Source organism: Parabacteroides sp. AF27-14 (assembly GCF_003635425.1).
In the GTDB taxonomy this organism is placed as follows: domain Bacteria; phylum Bacteroidota; class Bacteroidia; order Bacteroidales; family Tannerellaceae; genus Parabacteroides; species Parabacteroides distasonis.
On record NZ_QTLZ01000039.1, the window covers coordinates 1 to 20757 of the forward strand.

Below are 20757 nucleotides of genomic sequence, written 5' to 3' on the forward strand. Positions count from 1 at the left end.
TCGTCCAGGAAGATGAAGTCGGGATTCTTGTACACCGCCCGGGCGATCAGGATCCGTTGCCTCTGCCCTTGGCTTACTCCATTGCCCTCCATGCCGATCTTCGTATTATAGCCCAGCGGGAGCGAATCGATGAAATCCCGGATATTCGCCACCGTCACGGCATGCAGCAGGCGTTCCTTGTCCACCACCTCTTCGCCGGGGGCGATGTTGTTGGCGATCGTATCCGAGAAGATAAAACCATCCTGCATGACCGAACCGGTCTTGCTACGCCATACGTGAGGATTCAAGTTCCTGAGGGAGGTATCGCCGATCCTCACGTCCCCCTTGTTGGGGTTATAAAAACCGAGCAGGAGTTTCACGATCGTCGTCTTCCCGCTTCCGCTGGCCCCCACGATGGCGGTCACCCTGTTATGGGGTATCGTCAGGTTGATATCCTCCAGCACGTAATCCCTGTCCGCCCCGTCATAGTTGAAGCTGAGGTTTTCCAACCGTAGCGTCCTGTCATCGGGGAGAACATTCAGTCTTATCCCGCCTACCTCTTCCTCGTCCTCCTTCCCGTGTATCTCGCCGAGCCGCTCCAAACTGATCTTCGCGTCCTGCAAGGACCGTGAGAAATCGATCAATTGCTCGATAGGTGAGGAGAGCTGCCCCACGATGTAGGTCACCGACATCATCATACCCAGTGTCATATCCCCTTGCACGACGGCCCGCGCCGCAATGAAGGAGATGAGTATGTTCGTGGTCTGGTTGAAAAAGACCGCCCCGAGTTGCTGATATTGTTGTAACGCCAGCCCCTTGATCCCTATCTTGAAAAGTTTTACCTGTATCCGTTCCCATTTCCACCGCATCTTGGTCTCGCAATTATTGAGCTTGATCTCCTGCATTCCGGTGATGAGCTGGAATAGGTTGCTCTGCTCCCCGGCCGCCTGCGAGAAACGCTTTACGTCCAGCTCCCTCCTCCATCTCATGAAAGCGAGTACCCACGCCACGTATAGCCCGTTACCCACCAAGAAGAGTCCCAGTATCGTCCAGTCGTAATAGGCCAGCACGACCCCGAACACGATAAAGTTGACGAAAGAGAAGAGCGTATTGATGGATGTCCCCGTCATGAAAGCCTCGACGCGGTCATGGTCTCCGATGCGCTGCATGATATCGCCCACCATCTTGGTATCGAAGAAATGCAGGGGCAGGCGCATCAGCTTGGCGAGGAAATCGGAGATCAAGGCGATATTGATCCTCGTGTTTACGTGCAGCAATATCCAGCTCCGTATGAAGTCCACGGATAGCTTGGCGATAAAGATCACCAATTGCGATATAAGGATCAAGGTTATGAAACCTAGGTTGTTGTCTCGTATACCGGTATCCACTAGGCTCTGCGTGAGGAAAGGCAGGATGAGTTGCAGTACGCTGGCTGTCACCATGCCCAGCACGAGCTGTGCCATCTCCCGCCTGTAGGGCGATATATATCGGAAAAAGAATCCGAGGTTACGTTTCCTGTCTCTCCCCTCGTCCTCCATCCCGTAGAACTCCGGCCCCGGTTCCAGCAAGAGCACCGTCCCGGTATCCTGCCCGTCCACCTTGGTACTGACCCAGCACCGCTTGAACTCCTCCCTCGTATAGGTGATAAGTCCCGCCGCCGGGTCCGCTATGTAGAACTTCCCTTTCTTTATCTTGTAGCAAACCACGAAATGCCATTGGTTCCAGTGCAGTATGCAGGGTAGGGGACATTCCTTTTCCAATTCCTCCACCGTGATCCGCACGCCCTGTGTTCGGAACCCGATCGCTTCCGCCGCCTCGCTGATACCCAGCATGGAGACCCCTTCCCGTGTGATGAAGGCTTTCTCCCGTAAGTTCTGGATCGAGTACACACGGCCATAGAACTTGGCGATCATACGGAGGCAGCTAGGACCACAGTCCATAGAATCCAATTGCTGATAATGTGGAAACGATCTTAGCATAAATTAAAACATTAGGATATAGACATGATTTAGTTCTTATTTCTTATGTTTTATCAGCATAATCACCGGATTGGACTCTTCATCCAATGTCGTTGCGATCTCTTTCAGTTTGCCTTTCAGTTGCCCTTTCCCGTAAGCCTCGACAAGTTCGTGGGCTTGCAATGCCTGTCCGATTACGAATTCCGGATCTAAAGGTCTTGACATCATATACATTTCTCTTTTGCTGGTATAATCACCATTGTATGTTTTAGGTATGAATACAGAATTTTCTAACCTATCGTACATCAATCCGGAAGTCGGAAACCCTCTCCCTGTTTCAAAATTAAATTCCGCTTTCAACAGGCTCATGAAATAATAACGGTCGGTAAAAACGGTTGGCATAAGAAATACTTCAGGAGGATCCATGGAGTGTATGGAGGGGGTTCTTACGATAAGGGGGATTGTCGTATTAGCATCCGGCAAATAGTGGTATATGGTATCGGATGATGTCTCCATAAGTACCCAATTGGTATGATCTGGAACTATTTGGTACACAGTGGTTGGAACTGGAACAGCCCAAGCTTCCCCGTCTCTTGCGACCGGGCTTTTAACTTCATCAAAAGGAATTGATATTTTCCGGGTGATACTTCCATCCTGTTTGGAAAAGATTAAATAATATGGAGGTATGGCGTTTGACGGGTTTTCCAGACTATTATCCGGTACATAAGAGATCAAATTTTCCCGGTCGTAATTAAATGTATTTACATGAGATTCCGTACCTGCGGCTTTGAAACTCCTTTTAAAATTTCCGTATAGATCATATACAGAGATTTTACTTCCGGTATAGGCTATAACAAATATTTCCTTGTTTGCTTCATCCAGAACAACCTCCGTAATACCTACATATTCCTCGCCACCTTGCCCTTTCCTGTTTATCTTCTTCAAGGCTTTGCCGGTTTTTCTGTCAAAAACAAACAAATTCCCGTCGTTGGCCCAGTTGGTTATTAATATAACTTCTGCACCAATGGCCATTACTTTGCCTTGGGTAACAAACTCATCATTTGTTTCCAACGGGATGTATTCCACATCCATGAAATCCTGTAGTGTCAATTCCTTTTCAGGATAATTCTTTGTAACATCAACTGTGATGAGTTCATTTGTTGATTGTTTATCTTTTCCACATCCCGCTAACGCAAAGAGGAGGATCGCTGAAATTGTGATTATCCATTTCATTATTTTTACGATTTAAGGTTAAACACTTAGGGCGATACGTTCGCTCAATCATGCCTAATTACAAAAATAGGTTATTTTTTCTCGATATCTCTTCTTTTTGCTCAAAACTTATAGCGGTGAATGGAATTCTATCCGTTATTTACATAATTTAGGCAAAGGCTTAGCAATGGATGTTGTTTCCTCTCGCTATCTTGCTATCTTGTGGGTCACTTATCAAAAGGTCGAATAGTTCGTTTATTTCTGGGTCGTTGATTCCCGAATCATCCTTTTCGAACTCCAGATGCCAGCTGACCCATGTTTGTCCTTCCAACTTATCCAGTCTTCGCTATCTAAAAAAGCGATATACTCACCTTGGGCAATCTCCAAACCTGCGTTATGGGCAGCGGACGCTCCCTCGTTCTCTTGATGAATCACCTTGATACGATCCTCTTTCTTAGCGTATTCGTCAGCGATCTTTCTGGATAAGTCGGTCGAGCCATCATCCACCAAGACAATCTCCAAGTGCAGATCGCCTTGGTACATCAAGGAATCTATGCATGTGGTCAAATATTTTTTGCTTCTTGGAAGGCCCTTGTATAATCACCGTTACCGGCTATCAGCAAACGACTATTAGGATGAGCTTCTAAGACCATATGGAACGCTTTGATCAAAGAACTCACACCCTTTATTTCGTCAATCCGACCGGCAAAAAAAATAATTGTTTCTCAATTTTTGTATTATAAGAGACAGCCTCCATTGGATTCATAACCATTAGGGATTGGTTTGTTTTTTGTGTTTTATTAACATGATTACCGGATTGGATTCTTCATCTAAACTTGCGGCAATTTCTTTTAATCGTCCCTTCAACTTCCCTTTTTCATAATCCTCAATGAGCTGGGAAGCCTCGATACTTTGCCAAGATGCGATTTTATCGTCTACAGGAAGTGATTTCATATTCACCGCTCTTTTCTCAGAATAATCGTTGTTATATACAATATATTCAAAAATAGCCTTTTCTTGTTTGTCATATAATAAGTCTGTAGTGGGAAATCCCTCATGTGTCTCGAAGTTATATTCTTTTTTAACCGTTTCCATAAAATAATAGCGGTTAGTAAGAATCCCTAGGAAGAGGAATACTTCCGGATTCATGGATTGTACGGATGGGGTCCTTGCTATAATCGGTATCATTTTATGGTCTGATTGGTACTTATATACTGTATCGGATGATTGTTCTACAAGTACCCAACAATCAAAATAGGGAATTATAGGATTATAGTTATCAGGGATCACGTTGTAATATATATCCTTTGCTTTATCAGAATAGTTTACAGCCATTGATATTTTTTCTTTAAATGGAATCTGGATTTGTTTGGTTGTTCCATCCTGTTTAGATATAATAGTAAAAGCAGGCTTGTCTGTTACCCAATAATTATTAGTTATTAAACTTGTTTGGTTGAAATTGTATAAATGAAAGAAATAGAGTTCATCACCTCGTTTAAGGCTTCTTTTAAAATCCCCATCTAAATCATATACTGATATTTTCCTTGAAAAATGATCGAGTACAAATATTTCATTTTGTTTTTCATCAAGCACAATTCTTTGGATGAACGTATATTCTTCTCCACCTTGCCCTTCTCTATTTATTTTTTTTAATCCTTTTCCCGTTTTTCTGTCATAGATAAAGATATCTCCATCTCTGACTCGGTTTCTGGCAAGAATAATATCCTTTCCGATTGCTAAGACAAGACCTTGGCAAATAAAATCGTCCTTTGTTTCCAAAGGAATATATTCGACATCCATAAAATCTTGAAGAATCAGTTCTTTCTTAGGGTAACTTGCCGTAACATCAACTGTGATAAGCTCATTTGTCGATTGCTTATCTTTTCCACATCCCGCTAACGCAAAGAGGAGGATCGCTGGTATTGTGATTATCCATTTCATTAATCTTCCGATTTAAGGTTAAACACTTAGGGCGATACGTTCGCTCAATTATGCCTAATTACAAAAATAGGTTATTTTTTCTCGTGATCTCTTCTTTTTGCTCAAAACTTATAGCGATGAATGGAATTCTATCCATTATTTACATAATTTCGGCACAGTCTTAGCAATGGATGTTGTTCACCCTCGCTATCTTGTGGGTCACTTATCGAAAGATCGAATAGTTCGCTTATTTCCGGGTCGTTGATTCCCGGATCATCCTTTTCGGACTCCAGATGCCAGCTGACCCATGTTTGTCCTTCCAACTTATCCAGATCATTCTCTAGCTCATAATGCAATGTGGGAAGGTGAAAAACGACTATAGTCGCCTGTTGGAAATATTTCCTGTCGGCGGTTATCACCCAATCAACGGGTATATCCTCTATTTTCAACTGTAGATCTTCCCCATTTATCGTGTTGAATACGAGCATCACTTTTTTACCAGCCTTTATTTGGCAATCTACGCCTGCTACCCAATCGGACACACGCCAATCCGTATATTCTTTCAGCCCGGCTTCTGCCTTGTAGTAATAATTTCTGCATCTTTGTATAGATTCCGGAATCATTTGCCCGCAATCCCTCCAAAATCGATCCAGATAATGTTTGTGTACTATGTATGAGGAATCTTTTATGTTGGGAAGTAGTGTGAAGGCCATGGAATAAAGCCTGAGGATGTTTACATACCACCAGCTTCTCAAGTCAACGCTCGTCTTAGAGGAAACAAATTGATCAGAGAATTTAATCAATCCCTCAGTAACTTGAAATAATGATTTCAGCCTTCGGGCTAGGCTTGTCGTATGCATGACCGATTCTTCGTTCTGGCGGTAATAATAAAACTCAATGTTGGTGATAACCATCCTCTCCGCTTGGCAAAGGACGATGGGACACCATAACTCATCCTCATGCATGATGCCTTCCTCAAAACGAGCCTGCATTTTATGCAGATATTTCCTATTGTATATGTATCTGACGGGTGTAGGCAAATAGAAACACGTTTTGACTAATTCTATGAAACCTTCTTTACCGGAAAGCAATTTTTTTATAGATCCGTTGGAAATACATTTAAAAGGTTTATCCATACTTCCGTCTTGATGGCATAGCCACATATTTCCCATCACGACATCGGCATGATGTTTCACCGCCTCATCATATAGAAGAGATAATGATTCATCTTTAATCCAGTCATCACTATCCAAAAAAGCGATGTACTCTCCCGTGGCAATATCCAAACCAACGTTGCGGGCTGCGGATGCTCCCCCATTCTCTTGATGAATCACTTTGATACGCTCCTCTTTTTTAGCGTATTCATCAGCAATTTCCCCAGACAAATCAGTCGAGCCGTCATTAACCAAGATAATCTCCATACGTAGATCACCTTGGTTCATCAACGAGTCGATACAAACCGTCAAATATTTTTCCACGTTATATATCGGGATAATGATCGATATGTCGATTTGATTGGGCGTATTCATATAATAGTATCAGGCTAGTTGTTTATTACTTGCATTCTTGGAATAAGGATTTATAAAATTCTATCATGTTTTTCCCGAATACCTCCGAGGAATATTTCTCCAAATACCGTTTGCGACCGTTCTTCCCGAGTCGTTTCGCTTCTTCCGGGCTCTGTAATAGGTAGACGATCTTCTGTGCTAATAAAGAGGTGTCGATCTCTACATTATCAGGAGATACTATTAATGGTACTTTCAATCCGCAAGACTCATCTACTACCTCGTTTAATCCGGATGTAGTGGTCGCTATAATGGGCAATTCATGCATCATCATCTCGACAGGGACATAACCAAATGGTTCGAATAAAGAAGGTACAACACCGGCATCGGCCAATTGATAGATCTCAAACAGCTCCTCCTTTTTCAATAGCCCAGTGAAAGTAATTTTAGTGTAAATATTTTTTGCTTCTTGAAAGGCTCTTGTGTAATCACCATTACCGGCTATTAGCAAACGGCTATTAGGATAAGCTTCTAAGACTAGATGGAACGCTTTGATCAAAGAACTCACACCCTTTATTTCGTCAATCCGACCGGCAAAAAGAATAATTTTCTCTTTAGGTCCTACGTGCCATTTCTTACGTAAAAGTTCTTTATCTACCGACATATCAACTACATCACCCAAACCATTAGGAACAACAGAAACTTTCATTGAATCAAGTCCATAATCCTGACATAGTATTTTTTTCATATAATTTGACAAGCAAATTGTATGATCCACCTGGGTATAGTACGCCCTTTCTTCTTCAAACGATTTTTTTACGTTTTCACTAAAACTATCCGGATGTTCTTCATTGAGAATATTACGTAGGCGATTCAGGTTGTCAAAAACAGTAAATCCCCAGTCAGAAAAATGTGCGACAGAAATAATCTTACAATCAAAAGCTTCTTTCAGTTCGCTGACAAGACTCTCATTTTGATGATAATTCAAATGGAACACTAAATCCTTTTTGTCCTTAATATGTAATTGAAGTAAATATACAACATTACGAAAATACAACGCTCTTTGTTTTTGGCTATCTGATGTTCGTTGCTCTGGTATAGGTGAGGGAAAATACCAATGCTCAATGTTCTCTATTTTCTCCATCTGTATATATGGCTTGTCAGATAGCAAATTTATTATACAAATGTGCAAACTTCTATTTTGTAGAGCAAAAGTTAGTTCTCGGATATATGTCCCGACACCAAAAACAGCTCCTCGACGAGTTTCATTAAAGATATATAGATTCATATTAACGACATTTTCTTGGTTAATAAAAGATTATAAAAGTTGCATCCATGACAGATCCGTTGAATTAAGTGCGGTCAATCGCAACAATCCTTCACCCGCATAACCAGAAAGAAGCCCCATAGAAACAGGCTGTTTCTCCATATCTAGATCAGGAAGTTGTTTTAAGATATTATCAATTTCGTTTTGACTAGTATTATGGAAATATTGGCTATTTATACTTTTGCACGCAACGTTACCTATCATAGAATTTTCTAAACGATGAAAGCATACTTCCAAACTCCATTCCCTACATTGTTCTAAGAGATCTTTACAATCCTCATAACCAAATATCTTTTGTAAGTCAAGTAAGAAACAATATACATCTGTTTGTTCTTCCGGAGAAATCTCCGGTAATTTATTTTTGATCAGTTCAACAATATGCCATAGACATTCTCGTGCTTGAGAGGATGGCTTCTGATAACGTAATCTCGAAATCCAATATCGACCATACCCAGCTAATCCGTCATACAGGCTGAAATCCAGCCAAGGATCGTACATAACTGCACGAAGCATCCTTTGATCAAAATCCTCACAAATATCATCTTCTACAATTAAAAAATTATTACGGATTAGGTAATCAATTCCTATGCCTATTCCTGCTATACCTTTTTCATAATCTGCGGGGCTATTTACATGTATTTGATTCTGTATTTCTCCAATCAGATCTAAGGCATAATCTGCAAACAACATGTTTTTTGTATATTGCGCATAATGGAAAAAGAAAATTGCAATTCCCATCTTGCCATGTACTAATCCGGGACTTTCTGTCAATGTGCCGTTAAGTAGGAGTGTACCAACAATATGAGATATTTGTTTCTCTATTGTTGTATTAGAAGAGATCGCCTTTGGATTCATAACTATTTACGATAGTTTCATTTTTTATGTTTTATCAGCATGATCACCGGATTGGATTCTTCGTCTAAACTTGCGGCGATCTCTTTTAACCGGCCTTTCAGTCTTCCCCTTTCATGATCTTCAACAAGTTTGGGAGCCTCTAGGTACAAGATAGATGCGATTTCTTCATTGCCTGGTAATGATTTCATATATACCTCTTCTTTGCTTGAATAATCATTATTATACACGGTATATTTAAATATAGTTTTTTCCTTTTTGTCATATACCAAATCAATACCCGGAAATCCATATTCTTTTTTGACTGTTCCCATGAAATAATAGCGGTCGGTGAGCACACTCGGTAAAAGAAATACTTCTGGCATCATAGATTGAACAGATGGAACCCTTACTATAGCAGGTTTCATAGTATGGTCTTGTGAATATGTATACAATGTATCGGCCGAAAGTTCCATCAGTAAATAATTATTAAAATAAGGAATTATCGGATAAACACACGAAGGAAGGTAGGCATAAGTCATACCAGTTGTTTCATCTTTAGTCCTCATCACTATTGATTTTTTCTCTTTAAATGGTATTTGAATTTCTTTGGTGATACTACCATCTTGCTTTGAAACGAGCATGAATGAATGACCAGTATGAAAAGCCAGAGAATTATTATCATTAAAAGCATCATGGCAAATTAAATTTTCCCTGTCAAAATTAAACATTTCAAAAAACAAAAAATCTCCTTTATGAGGAAGACTTCGTCTAAAATTCCCTTCTAAATCATAAACAAGTATTTTTTTTGCATACATATCGTTGACAAATATTTCGTTATTGTCTTCATCTAAAACGATTTTTAAAATATCCGTATACTCTTCCCCTCCCTGTCCTTTCCTATTTATCTTTCTCAAAGCTTTTCCTTCCCGATTATAGATATAAATATTTCCATCATTGCTTCGGTTTTTTGCAATTATCATATCCTTACCAATAGCTTGAATAAAACCTTGGCAAATAAACTCATCTGTTGTTTCTAACGGAATATATTCGACATCCATAAAATCTTGAAGAATCATCTCCTTTTTAGGGTAATTTGCTGTAATATCTACAGTTATAAAGTTATTAATTGGTTGTTCATTTTTTTTACATCCAATCAATAGAAACAGGATAATAACTAAATTTATATTTTTCATATATACTCGTTTATCTTATTACGACTCTCTAATTAACATATTATCACGATCCATTATTGTCACTTTACATGACAAAGGTTAGGACGACCAATGGCTATTTCATAATTAGATGGAGAGGGGCAGAACCATTGGTATAAACAAGTATTGCATGGCGCTTGATTACGGATACGAAGCCACGATCTGCCTTCTTCTAATTCTTTAGATATGATCTCATAAATACTATGTGTATGTATATTTCCTAATATTGGATAGTTTACATTTGCATAAATATCACCATTAGACATAATGGCTATTTTCCCAAAATCAAAAATATTCATCGATTGATTTATAAAAAAATCACTAATGGAAAGTGGTGTGGATAAAATATCATCCTTTGTTAGAAAAACATTTTCCTTAAAAAAATCTATGTTATCTCCCGTATATACTGGTTTTAATTGGTGTTTTTCAATTCCAAATTCCTCTATAAATTTATTTATTTGCGAATAATTATCCATAGATGTTACTTCAAAAATACATTCAAAAGGTATTGATTGATTAAGTAATAATCGCCTTGAATAATTCCATTTTGATATATCTATTGGGTAATTTATTAATATTGAGTATGAAAAATTATTTACAAATTCTGGCTGCAAAGATATAACATTTGAATAGTTACATGTTATTTTTTTTAATGAAGGAAATTGATCTAAAACAAGTAATAGCTCTTTATAATTCGCAACATCTTTTAAATTTCCAATAATATTAACAGTTGAAATGTTTGGCAATGACTTTAGAAAAGAATTTAAGTCCATTATATTAGTATTGTAATCCACGTAAATACTAATTTCAGATAGATATTCTAAAATCTTTTTACCTGTTGGAAAATTTTGTTTTTTAAACAACTCTTGAATATTTAATAAACTAGTAAAAGGCATTATTTGAACGGGTTTTGATTTAGATAATTCAATATCAATTATATCACCCATATATTTCGCCCTAAGCTCCATGATGAATTTTCTTATATTGTCTAGATTATATCTTTCAGCAGTTAACAAAACAACACCGCAATTTTCTTTTAGAAGCGTTTCTTTTAATAGTTTAACAATTTCAATATCTTTTGATTCAATAAATGATCCATCAAAAGTATTATACAGTAATACATTGCTATTAACAATGCTAATGTGCACATATGGTTCTATTTTAAACCAGTAATTAGTTGTCTCTTTTTTTGTTATCATATGATTACTATATTTTCTATTATTGAGGAGTTATCTTCTGGGTGTTTTTCAAGAAATGAGAAAATTCGGTGTAATTTTTGAACAAAAGTATTTAAATCGTGAAAACTATCGCAAACGAACTCCTCTGTATCTAACTTATCTAGATTATTATTCTTCATGAGAAATAAACAAACATCACAGGATTTGTTGATGTAGCAATGCTGACATTTTTCTTTAACATGATCATAATAAAAATTATATAATTGCGTAATTTTAGGTATATCAATTTTTACAGATTCATTTACTTCCCCTACGGTTAACTTATGATAGTTAACTTTTTCACATAGAGCTAATTTGCTACTTGTAGTTAACATCAATTTTTTCCAAAATGGCAGGCAAGTACTTGTTGGTAGATATTTTTTCTCTTTAGATAACAAATCTGTTATATTTGAAATATAATAATTAATTGAATAATTCTTTAAAAAAGAAGTTAATTCTTTATATTGTAATAATTCTTCGTGAGGTAATAGATTTGAATCGTCCTTTATGTATTCAGACTCACTTCTTCTATAACTGTGAAATATTTCATTAAAAAATTCTTTTTTACTTGGATTTACGTCATTAGGTGCTAATTCAGAAATTCTTGGAATTTTATGATATCTTGAATAAATAAATTCATATATATCATTTACTGAATTTCTGTCATGCAAGACGGCATTAAAATTTACATTGTCGGTAAAATATTTAGGGTATTTATTCTGAAGATTATCTATATTTACGATTACTTTTTCGAAAGAATTTTCCTTGCTTTTTCTAAAAATTCGATAGCTATGATTTGATTTATTCCCATCTAAACTTATAAGCAATTGAAAGTTGTTTTCAACTAAAAAATGCAAATATTTATGTAGCAATGTGGCATTTGTAGTCATTGTGTATACAATTTCAATTTCTTTCCCTGATTTCAATTGATTAACGACATCAACGATCTGTTTGATAAAATCTCCATTAAAAAGAGGTTCTCCTCCATGAAAGCTGATGTATAATTGGTTTTTTTTACTTTTATGCTTAAGTTCAAAAATGTATTTCAGCAAAATAATTGCATGATCAATATTGATCATTTTTTGATTCCTTACGTCAAACTCTTCATAAAAATCGCCAAATACGCAATACGAACAATTCAAATTGCAAAAGTCTGTCGTTTCAAATACAATTTGTGGAACTTGCGCTATATTGTTTTTTATTACAGACTCATCTATTTTGCCAAAATTAACAGGGTCTACTGTGGAGAAAAAATTATGTTTTTTCAGATATTCATATTTTTTAATATAATACGGATCTGCATCTGCTGATCCTTCATAAGCTTTTCTGAAATCAGGATGTACTAATATCGATAATTTAGATTGATGATTATAGATATATAAATTATCATTTTCTGAAGTGTGAATGAGTGTCTTAAACATAATAGATTAGTTAATCATATCTCCCAATAAGCAAGAAGTTGTTTACTGGGAGACACATGTTATAAAATCTGTACAATACTACTACAAACTAAGCATGCGTTTTTTCCACATAATGTCAATATGCAGCACCAGCACCATTCGAACCTCCTCCAGTGTTTTCATAGCCAGAAACGCCTGCACAAGCACACTTGCATTGACAACCTCCTTTTAAAGCATTTAGTTCACGCTTTTCCAATTCGGCTTTTCTGAATTCATTTAACTTAAGTTTACCTAATGTTTTCATTTTCTTACGTATTAAATTAGTTCATTATTAATAATATATATTACAAATATAAGTGTGTGTGTTTATTTGATAATTAGCCTAATTGAGTCTATTTTGCGCTTATTGCTTCAGGCCATCATAATTTAATATTAATTATAACACATTATAGTAAATGAATGATTGTCTCTAGATGGATTCTATTAGAGCCTTTGATTAAAATTTCATAATCTTGGAGTGGGTTAGTCGATAAATACCGATATAATGCCTCAACGTCAAGGAAACACTGATAAATAGAGCTCACTGCCGTAAACTGATCACCACAAAGTAGGATTTTTTCAAAACCATATCTATTAAGTGCCTCTATTATTTCAGCATGGTACTGCAAACTGTTTATCCCTAATCCGAGCATGTCTCCTAAAATTACAGCCTTAGGTTTCGCTTTCAGTGTGGAAAAGCTAGCCAAAGCAGCATGCATACTACAAGGATTTGCGTTAAAGGTATCAATTATTAGCTCATTACGTAACGTTTTTTTCAACTGTGAACGATGATTAGTGGGGATATAGTCGCTAATCACACGATTAATTTCTGAACAAGGAATATCAAAATGAAGTCCAACAGCAATTGCAGCTAATGCGTTCCACAGATTGTAGTTACCTGCCATGTGTGTTGATATGGTATACCCAACTCCGGCATTTTCCCAATTAAAACAGAGACACGGTTCTGAACTTATCATTCGACCGGAAACAAAAGCATCTTTACTTTCACCATAAGAAATTTGCTCTAAACCTCTGGCTATGGACTGAAGATGTGTATTTTCCTTATGGATAAATATTTTACCACCAAATTGGCGTAAATAATCATAAAGCTCACCTTTGGAACGTATCACACCTGCAAGTGAGCCGAATCCTTTGAGATGGGCCAATCCCACATTAGTGATAATGCCATAACAGGGTTGGATAATTCGAGCTAGTTCTCGTATCATTCTAGGGCAACAAGCACCCATTTCAATAATAGCTACTGTATGCTCAGGTTTTAAGCGTAACAAAGTAAGAGAAGCACCTAAAGAAGCATTTTCACTTCCCTTTGTAGATACTAAATTGTATTTGGTAGAAAGTACGGCTGTTATTAAATCTTTAGTTGTTGTCTTACCACATGTACCTGTAATACCTATGACTGGCGTTTTTAAAATTTTGTGGTGAATTTTTGCTAATTGCTCCAATGTTTGCAGAACATCATCTACTAATATATAGAGATTGTTAGTTATTACCATGGGGTTATCGACAACTGCATAACGGCATCCCGCATCTAATGCCTTTTGTGCAAATTTATTGCCATCGTAAGAATAGGTTTTTACAGCGAAAAAAAGAGAATTAGGCAAACTCATCTGGCTATCTGTACAAATGACTGGATATTCTTTGAAAATTTGATACAGTTCAGAGATAGGCATATAGGATAATCTATTTTTTTGTGGTAAATAATCGTTATTTTTTATTAGCCATGAACCTAAAAAATAATGGATAGCAATAGCATTTTGTAGTTTTTTTTCCAATATCTTTTCATCTGCTTTACCATGAATATAATTTTTCACCTCTTCTCTTGAGAAAGGAGATACTAGTTCTGCTGGCAAAATATCAACTGTATCTTTATTATGATAATTTTCATAGAGGTTGGTTAACATTGACGCCCCTGTAGTATTTAACACATCTTGATATTTATTTCCTGTATAGAATATTGGTGTGGTTTGAAGATGCACAATAATATTGATAAAAAATGGATGATTTGGAGGTGTAATGATCAATGCATTATTAATATAGGGGACTTTATTACAAAAGCGATAATGTCCTTCTGGTTCCGAAGCAAAATGACATTTACTTCCATCCAATATATATCTATCGAAAGATTCTAAACATTCATAGTCAAAATCCACATACAAACCTCCTATCTTATAAAGAATTAGGTAGCGTATTACATGCCAACGTTGCACATTATATTGATATCCAAAGTAGATATCAATCATTTCTGGATAGTAATCGTAAATAAAATCAACTATTCGGCTTTCATCCCAAAACTCATATTTCCAGTCAGGATGATGCTCTTTCCAAGTTTCACCTAACAATTTATATGCGTCCCCCAAATATTCGGTACGTCCCTCCCAAATCTGATGAATTATCTTTGGAATCATAATAATGCAGATTGATTTTATTTATTTATTTTAATGTTTAATAGGTGATAATAGTCGCAAAATTCAATAGCCTCCTGTATGGAATGTGCTTTTAATTTATTAAATAAAGATTTTATCTGATTACGTATAGTATTTTGACCTTTGTATAAATCATTAGCTATCTCTACCGTATTTTTACCTTGTTTGGCAAGCATAAGTATCGCTTTCTCTCGTTCTGTAAGCAGTTCTCTTGTTTGTTGTTTCCAGCGTCTAGTGATAAAATTATACTCTTTGTATATTAATATGTTTTTGTTATGCAATAATAAATTTCCAGTCTCTTTGTAGGTTGAGCTTCCTACAATACAAATAAAGTAGCGCAATTGGTTATTTAGACAAATAGGTTTCATCCGTTGATATACCATTTGTGATAGGAAGCGTGATGAAAAAGAATATTTGCGAAGCAAACGAAGGGTACAAGAAAAATAATCTATTTCATTCCATTTATCTTTTCGGTCATTTAGGTATTGAGGAATGATCTTAAGTATGTTTGTCCATAAAGGCAAGTCATCAGGATGGATTATTTGTTTATAGAAATCATAGCCAAGCTTCATTGCCTCTTCCGTGGAATGATCGCATAAGAAAAGGTTATCAGGTTTAATATAGCAAAATCGCTTTTGGACCACGTCAAATACATAAAAGCTATCAGTGGTAAGTGAAGAAAACACTTTACAATATTGAATAAATGCAGACTCTTGATCATTAGTGGTATCTGTTATTTTCCCGGCATATTTGGGAAAAAAATCTTCAAAGGTATTCATAATCATATTATTTTTAGGTTAATTCTTTAGTTTACTCGTGCCAACTGCCGAAGAAATAATGTATCGCAAATGATTTTTCAACTTTGCTCTCAATAGTCATAGATGTTTCCTCTTTCATGATTTTTCTTATATCTGAATGAGTTATAGGAGCGATGAGTTCTGCCGGAATTAACGTAATCCGTTCCTGATATTTACTATTATCATATATCCGAGTTGTTAGAAATGGGCCTGTGGTGTTAAGTATTAATTCTACTGAATCAGTGTATGTTCCGGCTTTTGTGTTATCATAAAAAACTGCATCGATCAACTCTTTGAAATAAGGATGCTCCGGAACTGTTGCCATAAAAGCATTTCCAACAATGTAAGGTACATGGATACGGACAGCGTGAGCTTCCGGTTCCAATCCCATGGCACATTCTGTATTACATAATATAGGGGTGATATTTTCCGTACATTCATAATCCATGTCTACATATAGACCACCAAACTTATAAAGTATTAAATACCGGATTGCGTCCCAGCGTTGTACATTATGTGAAAAAGCATTATAGGCCGGAATAAATTCCGGATAATAGGTTTTCAAAAATGTCTCAATATCATTTTTATTCCAAAACCGATACTTCCAATCGGGATTTAGCTCTTTCCATGATTGGGAGATCTCGACTAAAGAAGGAGGTGGTCCCGCTAAATCCTCATAGATCTGATGAATGATCTGTGGAATTTTAGGATGTATATGATTATTTCGGATTGCGGCGACAAAGTGCTCTTTTAAGTAAAAGTATTCTTTAGGCATATACAGTTCCTCGAAAGATGTATTATATTCTTTGGTTTGTGAATATAAATCGGCTTCTATGTCCGGACAGATGAAAGATGGATGAACAATATGGTCGATTTCCTCGTTTTTGATGTTGGTAAATGGATGATTTTTTATAGCATGGGGCATTTTGTCATAATATGCGATCTTTGTTATTAAATTTTTGTTTGGAATGATCGATAATCGATTATTGATAAGGTTCGTGTATGCGTATTTTACCTCCCAAAAATGTTCATTACTGTGATTTGCTATATTGAAGAGCCTGTTCCAGCGATATTGGAATGGAGCGTGAGAAGGTAAATTTGATAAGTAATCCAGTTGGTTAAAAAGATCGTACTTGTTTTCGTTAAGGCAGTGCTCTTGCCAAACTCGTCTCCAACCAGCCCATCCGGATACGTGGGTTAGGTTAGAATAATAGTAAGTTCCGTCTCCCCTGTTTTTACCGAATTGATAATTACTTCCGGATATATGTCCGATGCGTTCGTCGTTTCTGAATTTTTTTAGTAATGTCGTACAAAAACCAAAGAATGAAAGAGAGGGTACACAGTCATCTTCTAGTATGATTCCTTCGGGCTCTTGCTCGAAGAACCAAGAAATCGAATGAAAACAGTGTTTGTCGTATCCTTGATTTTTTTCCTGATATAGTTTAAATACTTGGCATTCCCAATCAATGTGGGAAACAATGGACGTTGTTTCCTTACATATTTTACACTGTGTGTCATTAGTTGATTCATCTACTGCTATATATAGTCTTCTTGGTTTCACCACTTTGATACGATCAAATACTTGCTTTATATTTGATCGATTAAAGGCTATAAGGAGAATCGCTATTTTGGGGTCGTAGATTATCATAATATGTATTAGTTCTTGATTAATGACAAACTTAGTATTTCTGTAAGGTTACACTTAGAGTTCCTAATAACATAATTCAATGCAAGCATCCAGGAAAAACGTATCATTGGGGGCACTGTACAGTGATTATCACAATAGTGATGGATCAACTATATAATACTGTTTAATCCTGAAGCTTGCATATGATAAAGAATAATACCTAATTATTTTGTATGATGAAATCTCCCGTAAGCTGCCCTAGGCGATGTTCTAACACTAGATAAAAGCATCCTGTGCCAGCCTGATCTAAAGAGATGGATACACATTCACCTGCTTCGCCGGAGACTACTTCGTTATATAGGATAGCTCCTTGCTCATTTACAACTTGGACAGTCAAATCATCCAGAGCATCTATAAAATGTATGCTCAATAAATTTCCGTCGATTGATACCGTTGGAGGATTGGGGATTATCGAACGATATCTTTCTTTACCCCATGTTCCTTCGGTTGGAACGGTATCTCCCAATACTACTTGAGGTAAAAATATACCTAAGCAGATAATTAATAAGGTCAACAAATGCTTATTCATGATATCTTATGGTTTAAATTTTTTGCAATTTAAAAAGTTTAATGAAGGTAAGGCAAGAAATCCAGAACAAAGTTCAGAACATATTTTTGTTCTGAACCTGTTCTGATTTGTATAGAGTTAAAAACCAGCGATAAACGAATTAAAATCCTGAACGCTTCCAGTTTTCTTAAAGATTTTTTTATAGAGACGAGAACGGAGTGGCGAGCTATTGTATCGCAATATCTTTGTCATCTTTGTAGAGCTAAGTTTTATCTTTGTCAAGTAACAAACCTGTATTTCCTTATAGGAGATCTTCGGATAGCTCTTCTTTAATCGTGCCGTAAAGTTATTGAAGGTTTGATCTAATAGTTTTTCTAATGCTCTCCATTCATCATCGGTTAGTTTTACACAGTCTTCCGTATGGATTTTTTTATAAATATCAGAGTCTTCCATTTGAGCAATCCGTAAAGATTGCCTCTTTTCATCAGCATCTATACTCTCATTATGAATTTCCAGTACTCTCTTCTCTTGCAAGAGCTGTTGACCTTCCCATCCTTCTTGTCGCTCTTTTTCCATGGCTATTAGTTGTTCTTGCAATTTCTCAATCTGTTGTCTGTTTTCTTCTTTTATCCGGAGATTGTTTTGACGTTGTTTCTCGATAGTCTGCTCCAATATCTCTTTTTGGTTTTTTATTTCTTTCTCTCTTCTTCGCCAATAAGAATAAATCCCTAAGCTTATAAAAACACATGCACAGATAATCAAAGCATACAGATAGCGTTCCTTATCTTTTTTCATTACTTTTATTTGAGACTGGTATAGTGCTTCTTGAATTTTCTGATAGTTGTAAAAATAATCCATTCTCCGGATTGACTCTGTTTCCACGATTCTATCGATAGAGTCTCTGCACGCTTCATATCTTTTATTTAAAGTGATACTCTCTATCCATGCGGATTGTTTTTCTTTTACATATGACAGATATTTCAATGCTCCCGCATGAGTTTGTAAAGAAGGGCTGCTTAATGCCTTTTGCAGATAATATTCCGAGGAATCGATTTGCGCTGTCTCTAAATAGTATTTGCCTAGCACCAAATGGGTCGGAAAACGTGACTCCTCTGTTCGAAAAAGCCGTAAGGCCTGATCTATATATTTTGCGGCGACCTCATACTCTCCCTTTTCTAAATAAATATTGGCTAATTCATTGGGAATAGTTCCGTTACCCATAGCAGGGGCATAAGGTAATGCCTCACGGTAAACCTCTATTGCATCGATGAGTTGTTGAGTTACGGTATATGCTCTTCCTAGGTCTCTTAACACGTAGGCCTGTCCTATCGTATCACGAATCATTTCGAAACAATTATTGGCTTGTTTCAAATAAGGAATTGCTCTTTCATATACATGTTGATAAGTGTAGAGCATCCCTATCTGATTATTGATTCGTCCTAGCAATGCATAGTCTTTCACTTGCTTTTCATCTCGCAAAGCCTTTAAAAAACATTCTTGTGCTTTCATTGGTTGATCGAGGTCATTATTTATCAGTCCTTTGTAATACCAAGCTTTCGCTTTTCGTTCCAGATCGTCTGTTTCCTCATAATAATCCGTTGCGATCGTGATCAGCGAGTCGGTTTCATACTTAACAAAAGTCTTGTCTTGTGCTTCTGTTAACAGCAAATAATAATGTGCCTTATCTTTTCGGGATAGGTTTTCTTTGTTCTCTATTTGTTCAAGGAGCATTAAGGCGCTATCCGGATGTTGGGGCATAAGGTTCTCTATTTTTCGGAAATCTATGGTTTGATGGCCCATTCCGTCGCAAGAGATCCATATAATAGGTATTAGAATTAACAGGAAAACAATGTTTTTCTTCATCTGCGTATTATTTGTTGGCGATAAAGATAATACAAAAAGGCGAGGATATTTCGGCTGGAGAGTCCGACTTTTTTGAACGGTTTTTATCTCTGTCGTAAATGTATTGAATAACAGGTTGTTGCGCTAGATACAAACCTTCAGCTTATGGCTTGTCAAATGAATAGCTTACGGCTTGTCAAGTGAATAACTTACGAGTAGGGGTAGCCGTAAGCTTACGAGTTGGGAAATGATTAGTTATTCACTTGAGAAGCCTTTTTGGGGAGAAGATATACTTCGATGCCACTTGAAGTATATCTTCTCCGGGCATAGGATATATACTGTATCGGCAAAGTAAGTATATCTGGATAAAAACATGACTTTTTCACCCAACCAGCCACTTCTCGATATTGCGGGTCTCGGCAGAGAAGTTCACGCCGATCTTGAAGACCTCCCGATTGTCTCCGGCGAAGGGTAGGGCGTAGCCTTTCTCCTCGATTTGCCGCAGGGCCTCCTCGGCGGTTCCGTTGAGCTTGAACTCCATGATATATACATAGCGATCGGTTTGCAAGACGAGGTCTATACGCCCGTTCGAGGTATGGTACTCCACTTGCGTGTACAGGCCGACCAGCTTGAAGACGATGAAGAGGACGTTCCGGTAATGCAGCTCCGTGTCTCGTTCCGGCTTTTGCCCGGCGATCACCTCGTAGGGTGTGTCGGCGAAGAAGCTTTGGAGGCGGTGGAAGAAGGCGTCGTAATTGCCAGACCGTATCTCCCGTACGAACTGTCTGATCTCGAAGGGGGTCTTAGAGGCTTGTATGCTCGTATAGAAAGGAAGTAGGTATTTGACGAAACCTTCTTCCACCTCCTTGTTCGGGAA

18 protein-coding genes are annotated in these 20757 nt (G+C 37.1%); all 18 read right to left on the reverse strand.

The window, feature by feature from the left end:
* On the reverse strand, window positions 1-1958 hold a 1958-nt coding region (locus DWY79_RS21500), incomplete at its 3' end, for a peptidase domain-containing ABC transporter (RefSeq protein WP_147431811.1).
* Window positions 1959-1994: 36 nt separating this feature from the next.
* Window positions 1995-3170 carry a 6-bladed beta-propeller gene (locus DWY79_RS21505; RefSeq protein ID WP_122370409.1) on the reverse strand — a complete coding sequence of 392 codons (1176 nt, stop codon included), beginning with the start codon at window positions 3168-3170 and terminating at the stop codon, window positions 1995-1997.
* Window positions 3171-3404: 234 nt separating this feature from the next.
* Entirely contained in the window at window positions 3405-3716 is a 312-nt protein-coding gene (locus DWY79_RS21510) for a glycosyltransferase (RefSeq protein WP_122370411.1), read from the reverse strand.
* On the reverse strand, window positions 3713-3868 hold the full coding sequence (locus tag DWY79_RS21515; protein ID WP_082210337.1) for a glycosyltransferase: 156 nt from the start codon (window positions 3866-3868) through the stop codon (window positions 3713-3715). Before DWY79_RS21515 ends, DWY79_RS21510 begins: the two co-directional genes overlap by 4 nt.
* Window positions 3869-3920: 52 nt before the next feature.
* Window positions 3921-5090 (reverse strand): 6-bladed beta-propeller, encoded by a 1170-nt coding sequence (locus tag DWY79_RS21520; RefSeq protein WP_122370413.1) that lies wholly within the window; start codon window positions 5088-5090, stop codon window positions 3921-3923.
* A gap of 128 nt (window positions 5091-5218) precedes the next feature.
* Entirely contained in the window at window positions 5219-6598 is a 1380-nt protein-coding gene (locus tag DWY79_RS21525) for a glycosyltransferase (RefSeq protein WP_057328962.1), read from the reverse strand.
* 25 nt (window positions 6599-6623) lie between these two features.
* Window positions 6624-7862, reverse strand: a complete 1239-nt coding sequence (locus tag DWY79_RS21530; RefSeq protein WP_087345109.1) for a TIGR04157 family glycosyltransferase — start codon at window positions 7860-7862, stop codon at window positions 6624-6626.
* Between the two features lie 30 nt (window positions 7863-7892).
* On the reverse strand, window positions 7893-8756 hold the full coding sequence (locus DWY79_RS21535) for a lanthionine synthetase LanC family protein (protein ID WP_048926915.1): 864 nt from the start codon (window positions 8754-8756) through the stop codon (window positions 7893-7895).
* A 17-nt stretch (window positions 8757-8773) separates the two neighbouring features.
* The gene (locus tag DWY79_RS21540; RefSeq protein ID WP_057328961.1) at window positions 8774-9928 is read right to left on the reverse strand and encodes a 6-bladed beta-propeller; all 1155 of its coding nucleotides are present in this window, start codon (window positions 9926-9928) and stop codon (window positions 8774-8776) included.
* Window positions 9929-9987: 59 nt separating this feature from the next.
* Window positions 9988-11145 carry a TIGR04150 pseudo-rSAM protein gene (locus DWY79_RS21545; RefSeq protein WP_122370415.1) on the reverse strand — a complete coding sequence of 386 codons (1158 nt, stop codon included), beginning with the start codon at window positions 11143-11145 and terminating at the stop codon, window positions 9988-9990.
* On the reverse strand, window positions 11142-12584 hold the full coding sequence (locus tag DWY79_RS21550) for a radical SAM peptide maturase (RefSeq protein WP_057328959.1): 1443 nt from the start codon (window positions 12582-12584) through the stop codon (window positions 11142-11144). Before DWY79_RS21550 ends, DWY79_RS21545 begins: the two co-directional genes overlap by 4 nt.
* A 115-nt stretch (window positions 12585-12699) precedes the next feature.
* A complete protein-coding gene (locus DWY79_RS21555) occupies window positions 12700-12867 on the reverse strand; it encodes a TIGR04149 family rSAM-modified RiPP (protein ID WP_081032003.1) in 168 nt (55 codons plus the stop codon).
* Window positions 12868-13009: 142 nt separating this feature from the next.
* Window positions 13010-15028 (reverse strand): UDP-N-acetylmuramoyl-tripeptide--D-alanyl-D-alanine ligase, encoded by a 2019-nt coding sequence (murF, locus tag DWY79_RS21560; RefSeq protein WP_122370417.1) that lies wholly within the window; start codon window positions 15026-15028, stop codon window positions 13010-13012.
* 17 nt (window positions 15029-15045) lie between these two features.
* Window positions 15046-15825: a response regulator transcription factor gene (locus DWY79_RS21565; RefSeq protein ID WP_158593856.1), complete on the reverse strand. Its 780-nt coding sequence runs from the start codon at window positions 15823-15825 to the stop codon at window positions 15046-15048.
* 31 nt (window positions 15826-15856) lie between these two features.
* Complete coding sequence (locus DWY79_RS21570; RefSeq protein ID WP_057328958.1) at window positions 15857-17491, reverse strand: glycosyltransferase family 32 protein; 1635 nt, start codon at window positions 17489-17491, stop codon at window positions 15857-15859.
* A gap of 199 nt (window positions 17492-17690) precedes the next feature.
* Window positions 17691-18059 carry a DUF3244 domain-containing protein gene (locus tag DWY79_RS21575; RefSeq protein ID WP_005863867.1) on the reverse strand — a complete coding sequence of 123 codons (369 nt, stop codon included), beginning with the start codon at window positions 18057-18059 and terminating at the stop codon, window positions 17691-17693.
* Window positions 18060-18176: 117 nt separating this feature from the next.
* On the reverse strand, window positions 18177-19901 hold the full coding sequence (locus DWY79_RS21580; RefSeq protein ID WP_122370421.1) for a hypothetical protein: 1725 nt from the start codon (window positions 19899-19901) through the stop codon (window positions 18177-18179).
* 361 nt (window positions 19902-20262) lie between these two features.
* The coding region (locus tag DWY79_RS21585) for a PD-(D/E)XK nuclease domain-containing protein (protein ID WP_199705265.1) at window positions 20263-20757 on the reverse strand (495 nt) is incomplete at its 5' end.